The organism is Rhodopseudomonas palustris HaA2 (genome assembly GCF_000013365.1).
Taxonomy (GTDB): Bacteria; Pseudomonadota; Alphaproteobacteria; order Rhizobiales; family Xanthobacteraceae; genus Rhodopseudomonas; species Rhodopseudomonas palustris_J.
Map to the genome: position 1 here is coordinate 2,568,502 of NC_007778.1, position 7,218 is coordinate 2,575,719.

A 7,218-nucleotide genomic window follows, 5' to 3' on the forward strand; every position below is an offset into this window, starting at 1 on the left:
GGCGCTGGAGGCCAACAGGGATCTCATTTTTCCCGTCAAAGGTGAATAAAAGCGCCTTCACAATCCACCTTGAGCTCTGAATTCATAATGTCTCTCAATGGCTTGAAGGGGCGAGTCGCGCTTTTGCCACACCTCGACCTCATTTCGCCTCATCCCCGCCGCATCCATTGCGTGTGGGTTCCAAGCTTGTTAGCACTTACTCCATGTTGAAAAGCGCTCAGATTGCCATTTTTGCAACCGTCGTCGGGCTGGTTTCGAGCCCCGCCGCTCTTGCGGCGGAGCCGTTCACGATTTTGGACGCCATCAACCAGGCGGTGAAAACCAACCCCGGCGTCGGCGAGGCGGCAGCCAACCGTCGCGCGACGGAGGCCGAGTTGCGGCAGAGTCAGGGGACCTTGCTACCGCAGGTTCGGCTCGAAGCCAGCGCTGGCCCGGAGATGCTGAAGCAATACGTGTCTCCAGCGCCGCTCAACAACGACGTCTATCTGCGCGGACGTCAGGCCGGTGTCGTGGTTCGGCAGCTGCTGTTCGATGGGTTTGCCTCGATCAACGAAGTCTGGCGGCAGGCGGCTCGCGTCGACGCCGCGGCGTTCCGGGTGTTGGAGCGCACCGAACTGATCGGGCTCGATGCCGCCGAAGCTTATATCGATGTGGCGCGCTACACGCGGCTGGTTGGACTCGCCGAACAGAATCTCAAGGTCCATCTCGAATTGCGCAAGAACGTGTTGGCGCGCTTCGAGGGTGGTCGGGCCGGCGAGGGCGACACGCAGCAAGCGGAAGAACGCGTCGCTGCAGCGCAGGCCGTGGCGGCGGAGTTCCATCTCAGCCTCGAGACGGCGCGCGCCAAGTTCCGCAAGGTCGTCGGCCTCGAGCCGTACAATCTGCGCTTCCCCGGCCGTCTCGCGGATCTGCCTAAGAACAAGGCCGCATCGCTCGACATCGCCTACAAGTTCAATCCGACGCTGCGCGCCGCGGGCGCCGACGTGGTCGCGGCCAAGCGCGGCTTCGATGCCACAACCGGCGCGTTCCTTCCGACGCTGTCGCTGGAAGGCCGCGCCTCGCGCGGCAAGGAGTCGATCCTCTACAACAATCAGTACGACCAGGTCAGCGGCAAGCTGGTGGCGTCCTGGGATATCTTCAACGGCGGCCAGAGCAGCTGGAAGCGTGAAGAAGCTGCACAGCGGATGATCGAGGAGCAGCAGCGTCAGGCTCGGCTGCAGCGCGATGCGCTGGAATCGATCGACAAGGCCTGGGCCGCGCGGACCATCACCAACGACCGCGTCGCAGCGCTCGTTCGCGACGTCGAGGCCGCGCGCCGGACCTTCATCGCCTACAATAAGGAATACGAGCTCGGCCAGCGCACGCTGATCGATCTGCTCAACTCGCAGAACCAGTATTTCAACGCCAATGTGTCGCTGGTTTCGGCGCGCGGAGTTGCGGTGTTCGCCGACTATCAGCTTCTCGCCACGATGGGGCAGATGCTGAACTATCTGAAGACCGGTCATCCGCCGGAGACCGAGTTGGTCGACGTGCATCCGAGCGGGTTCATCGGCTACAAGCTCGCGCCCATCCGGCTTGCGCCCCCGTCGCCCGGTCCGGAACCGCTCAGCACTGTGCCGCCGGTGCCGCTGTTCGGGTTCTTTTTCAACGGCCCGCCGAAATTGCCGACCGTGATCAATTTCGACGATCGCTGGGCGTCTCATGAGGTCGCCGAGAGTAGCGCGCTGTTCGTTGCAGCCGGAACCTACGGTCGCAGCGCGCAGGCCGGCGCCAAGTAAGGGCCAGCAGGCCGCAGGCCTGCTGGACGCGAAAACCCCGCGATTTACCCTAACGCCAGTTCGACACGCGCCGGGCGATCGAGACGGGGTGCAAACCTCAATTTTCCGCTAATACAGGTAAATAGCGATTGTGCTGGCGAGGGCCTTTGGGGCGGGCCCTCTGACATCCGAGGCGTCGGTGAACATTCAGTCCTCGAACTTCGATCTCACTGGAGCAGCGCCCGTGACGCCTCCGAGTGCGCCGGCGCCGCACCCGGACCCGTTGAGTGACAGTCTGCTGTATCTCGCCGCGCATCACGGCCGCGCGCTCAGCCGAAGCGCGCTGTTGTCCGGCCTGCCGCTCGAACGCGGCGTCCTCACTGTCGGGCTCTACGAGCGCGCGGCGCAGCGAGCCGGACTCGAGGCCCAGCTCGAAGAGCGTCCGCTGCACGACATTCCGGCGCTGGTGCTGCCCTGCGTGCTGATGCTGCACGACGGCTCGACCCGGATTCTGCTGAGCATCGACGACGCCGGGCGTCTGGTCGTGGTCGACCCCTCGCGCGGCGATGCCGAGGCTGCCGAGCGCCTCGATGCGGTCGCCGCGCAATATTCCGGCTTCGCGTATTTCGTGCGGCCGGCGACCGTGGCCGATCCGCGCGCGGTGGCGAGCGGCGATCTGCCGAAGTCGCATTGGTTCTGGTCGGTCGTCAGCCGGTTCGGCGCCAACTACGCCCATGTCGCGATCGCCGCCTTCATCGTCAACATTCTGGCGCTGGCGGCGCCGCTGTTCACGATGAGCGTGTACGACCGGGTGATCCCGAACGGCGCGATCCCGTCGCTGGTCGCGCTAGGCATCGGGCTCGCCCTCGCGATCGCATTCGACTTCCTGCTCAAGGTGGTGCGCAGCCGCATCATCGACATGACCGGCAAGAAGGTCGACGTGGTTCTGGCGGCGCGGATCTTCGAGCACGTGATGGCGCTGAAGATGGATAAGCGGCCGCCCTCGGTCGGCATCCTCGCCAACCAGATGCGCGACTTCGATTCGGTGCGCGAGTTCTTCACATCCGGCACCGTGGTGTCCGCCACCGACATGCTGTTCGCGATCCTGTTCATCGCGGTGCTGTTCATGATCGCCGGACCGCTCGGCTGGATTCCGCTGGCGATGCTGCCGGTGATGATCATCATCGGATTGCTGATCCAGCGCCCGCTGGATCGTGCGATGCGGCGGATGCAGGCGGAGTCGGCGGCGCGCCACGGCATTCTGGTCGAGTCGCTGAACGGCATCGAGACCGTGCGTGCGGTGGCCGGTGAGGGACGGGTGCAGACGGTTTGGGAACGTTCGGTCGCGGCGACCGCGCGTTCGAGCGAGGACGTGCAGTTCTGGGCGTCGCTGGCGATGACGGCGGCGAGCGTCGCAAGCCAGCTCTGCAGCCTGTTGCTGGTGGTGGTGGGCGTGTTCCTGATCCTCGACGGCAAGCTGTCGGTCGGTGCGCTGGTCGCGGCCAACATGCTGGCCGGCCGTGTGCTCGGTCCGATCGCGGGAATCGCCGGGGTGATGACCCGCGCCACGCAGACGAGCTCCGCGCTGCGTTCGATCGACCGGCTGATGTCGCTGGAGCGCGAGCGGCCGCCCGAGAAGATCTACGTCGCCCGGGAGATCAAGCAGGGCGCGATCCAATTCAAGAACGTCAGCTTCTCGTACCCCAACAGCCAGGCCAAGGCGCTCGACAACGTCTCGTTCCAGATCCGGCCGGGCGAGAAGATCGGCATCATCGGCCGCGTCGGCTCCGGCAAGACCACGGTCGGTCGGCTCGCGACCGCATTCTATCCGCCGAGCGAAGGCACCATCCTGATCGACGGCATCGACATCCGTCAGTACGACCCGGCCGACCTGCGCGCCGGCATCGGCTTCGTGCTGCAGGACACCGATCTGTTCTACGGCAAGCTGCGCGACAACATCACGTTGGGCCGCTCCGGCGCGACCGACGCGGAAGTGCTCGAAGCCGCCCGGCTGGCCGGCGTCGAGACCTTCATCGCCGGTCACCCGCAGGGTTACGACATGATGATCGCCGAGGGCGGCCGTAGCCTGTCCGGTGGCCAAAAGCAGGCGATCGGTCTGGCGCGGGTGCTGATCCGCAAGCCGCGTGTGTTGTTCCTCGACGAACCGACCGCGCATTTCGACGTCCGAAGCGAAGGCGAATTCCTCGAGCGACTGAAAAAGCTCGCGCACGGCGAGATGACCATCATCGTCTCGACCCATCGGCCGTCACTGCTGTCGCTGGTCGATCGGATCCTGGTGTTCGACCAGGGCAAGATCGTCGCCGACGGACCGACCGAGCAGATCTTGACGAAGCTGCGTCCGCAACCGGCCGCGGCTCCGGCCGCTGCCGGGCGAATCTGAGGGCGAAAAAATGGCGCAAACCGATTTCGCCTTTTCCAACGACGTCCGCGCAGCCGTCGAGCTACGCACGCCGAAAACGGCGCGGATGTTGCTGTCTGCATCTTTGGCGCTGTTCTTCACCTTCTTGGCCTGGGCGCATTTCGCCGTGCTCGACGAGGTCAAGCGCGGCAACGGCAAGGTGGTGCCGTCGCGGCAAACCCAAGTGGTCCAGTCGCTCGAAGGCGGCATCATCGCCGAACTGCTGGTTCAAGAAGGTGCGATCGTCGACAAGGATCAGCCGCTGGCGCGCATCGAGGACACCAACTTCGCGGCACAGTTCGGCGAGATCCGCGAACGTCGTGGCGCGATGGGGGCGCGTGTCCTGCGGCTCGAGGCCGAGACCGAGGGCCGCGCCAGCGTCGTGTTTCCCGCCGAACTGATGCAGGTCGCGCCGCGCGCGGTCGAAGCCGAGCGTCTGGTGTTCGAGGCGCACAACCGCAAGTTGGCGCAGGATATCGACGTCGTCCAGCAGCAGGAGATCCAGAAGACCAAGGAGATCGACGAGCTGCGCGCCAGCGAGAAACGCTTCTCCGAGACGCTGACCCTGCTCAACCGCGAGATCGCGCTGACCCGCAAGCTCTACGATCAGAAGGTGGTGCCGGAGATCGAGATGCTGCGAGCCGATCGGCAGGCCACCGACATGCGCGGCCAACTCGCGGTGGTGCAGGCGACCATCATCAAGACCCAGGCGGCGGTTCAGGAGGCGCGGTCGCGCCGGCTCAACATCACCACGGCGTTCCGCGCCCAGGCCGAGGACGATCTCGCCAAATCCCGCGGCGATCTCGCCGTGCTGGACGAGAACATCAAGTCGGCGAAGGATCGCGTCCGCCGCACCGAGCTGCGCTCGCCGGTGCATGGCGTCGTCAACAAGCTGAATATCACCACGATCGGTGCCGTCGTCGCCCCCGGCGCGAGTCTGATGGAAATCGTGCCGCTCGACGACACGCTGCTGGTCGAAGGCCGCATCCGCCCGCAGGACATCGCCTTCATTCGCCCCGATCACGAGGCGGTGGTGAAGCTGAGCGCCTACGATTCATCGGTCTACGGATCGCTGCACGGCCGCGTCGAGCGGATCAGCGCCGACACCATCACCGACGAAAAGGGTGACAAGAACGAGCGCGGCGAGACGTTTTACCGGGTGATGGTGCGGACCGAGAAGAACCATCTCGGCACCAATGAACAGCCGCTGCCGATCATTCCGGGCATGGTGGCCACGGTCGAGATTCTCACCGGCAAGAAGTCGGTGCTGGACTATCTGATCAAGCCGGCGCGCACCCTGCGAGACGAAGCGCTCCGCGAACGCTGAGGCAGCGCAGGCGGCGACGGCATCGTCAACAAATCCTGAATCGGTAAAATTCGACGCGATCGGGTGGTACGCGATTAGTTGCGTTCCCAACTCGGCGCAATTCCTTGCCGTGGTTTAACCGCGTTGAAGCGGTGCCGGCCTTATTCCTGATCCCACCAGATCCGGGACGGGGATCGACGCGATGACGTCGGCCGACGCTCCGGACAAAACGGGGCGTCAGGTATGTTGCGGATCGATCAGCCGCGGGTTTTCCCGCGCGCGCTGGGGCTTGCGCTTGCCCTCTCGGTTGGGACCCTGCTCGGCGGTACGTCGCCGGCGGACGCCCGAACCAAAAGGCCGTCATCCGAGCCAGCGATCGACAGTTCGCTGCCGATGACCGCGCCGCACGTCCGATTCTTTACCATCAATGCGGTGCTCGCCAAACACGATGGCATGCGAAAGTCGGCTTCGGGCCCGGTCGAACTGGCTTCGACCGATCCGGCGTCGCGTTCGGCAGTCGCCAGCGACGCGCCGGTCTTGCCGGCGATCGAGGCCCCCACCGACGAGCCGTTCGGTCTGATGACCTTCCGCGCCCCGGAGGGCGTGTTGTGGACCAAGTGGCGCGCCGTCAAGGCTGCGATGGATGCGGATGCCGGATCGATCGTCCGCTGCAATAGCGACGACTCCCGCTGCTCACCATCGGAACGTCGTTTCACCGCGTTGATGCGCGGCGCGCGGGACGCAAGTGATGCGAGGGCTCGCGCCGAGCTCGTCAACCGCGCCGTCAATCAAGCGGTGCGCTACGTCAACGACTATCAGCAGCACGGCGTCGCCGATCTGTGGACGTCGCCACTGCAGACGTTGCGGAGCGGCATCGGCGATTGCGAGGACTACGCCATCGCCAAATACGCGTTGCTGCGCTCGGCGGGCGCCGACGAGGCCGATCTGAAACTGGTGCTGGTGCGCGACCTTGCCGTACGCCAGGACCATGCGGTGCTGGCGGTGCGGCTCGACGGCCGCTGGCTCGTGCTCGACAATCGCCGCTCGTCGCTGCTGGAAGGCCGCGATCTGCAATCCTTCATGCCGTTGTTCGCGATCGATCATCGCGGCGTCAGCCTGTTCGCCGCGCCATACGCCGCGCGCCCGCACCACGAGAGCGAGAGCGATATGGCGCCGGCGGCGGATGTCGAGGTGGCCGGCGGAAGCTCCTCGTTGCCGTTTCAGCTTTGACAAGGCGGGAAAGCTGCGCACGGCTGCCTACCCCGCTTGTACTCGCTGCTGATTTGCGGTCTTAATTGAACGCAGCGCGGTATCCGGGCAGGGGGAGCCAAGATGAATTTCAAACAAGCGATTGTTTGCGGGCTGTTGGCGCTGCCGGTTGTGGCAGCGGTGGGGTCGGCAAAGGCCGAGATCATCCTGCCGGGCGCCAGTCTGTCGGTTTCATGCGCCAACGGTGGCAACTACATCTTGCAGTCGGGTCCTGTGGCCGCGCCGGGCGAAATCGTCACCGCACGCCTTTACCTGACGCCGGACCGGGCGGTGCCGATGCGCCTCATTCCGATGGGCGATGGGTATCGTTATGCCGGCCGCGGCATCTGGCTCGACGGCATTCGCGACCAGGCTTTGCTGTATCGCAGCAAATACCAGCCGACCGCTTGCGTGATCGCCCGCAACTGAGCAATCCGATACGCGCGTCTGCCGCGAAGATGAGCGCCGCTATCCGCAAATACTTCCCG

Annotated in this window: 5 protein-coding genes; all 5 read left to right on the plus strand. The window is 65.0% G+C overall.

The features are described 5' to 3' along the window. The first annotated feature begins 203 nt into the window (after positions 1-203). Positions 204-1,778, plus strand: coding sequence for a TolC family outer membrane protein (locus RPB_RS11255; RefSeq protein WP_011441133.1), 1,575 nt, complete (start codon positions 204-206; stop codon positions 1,776-1,778). Between the two features lie 223 nt (positions 1,779-2,001). After that, positions 2,002-4,158, plus strand: coding sequence for a type I secretion system permease/ATPase (locus RPB_RS11260; RefSeq protein WP_011441134.1), 2,157 nt, complete (start codon positions 2,002-2,004; stop codon positions 4,156-4,158). A 10-nt stretch (positions 4,159-4,168) separates the two neighbouring features. Beyond that, the gene (locus RPB_RS11265) at positions 4,169-5,503 is read left to right on the plus strand and encodes an HlyD family type I secretion periplasmic adaptor subunit (protein WP_011441135.1); all 1,335 of its coding nucleotides are present in this window, start codon (positions 4,169-4,171) and stop codon (positions 5,501-5,503) included. Between the two features lie 372 nt (positions 5,504-5,875). Further along, on the plus strand, positions 5,876-6,712 hold the full coding sequence (locus RPB_RS11270) for a transglutaminase-like cysteine peptidase (protein ID WP_245258346.1): 837 nt from the start codon (positions 5,876-5,878) through the stop codon (positions 6,710-6,712). A 102-nt stretch (positions 6,713-6,814) separates the two neighbouring features. Next, the gene (locus RPB_RS11275; protein ID WP_011441137.1) at positions 6,815-7,159 is read left to right on the plus strand and encodes a hypothetical protein; all 345 of its coding nucleotides are present in this window, start codon (positions 6,815-6,817) and stop codon (positions 7,157-7,159) included. Positions 7,160-7,218: the final 59 nt, after the last annotated feature.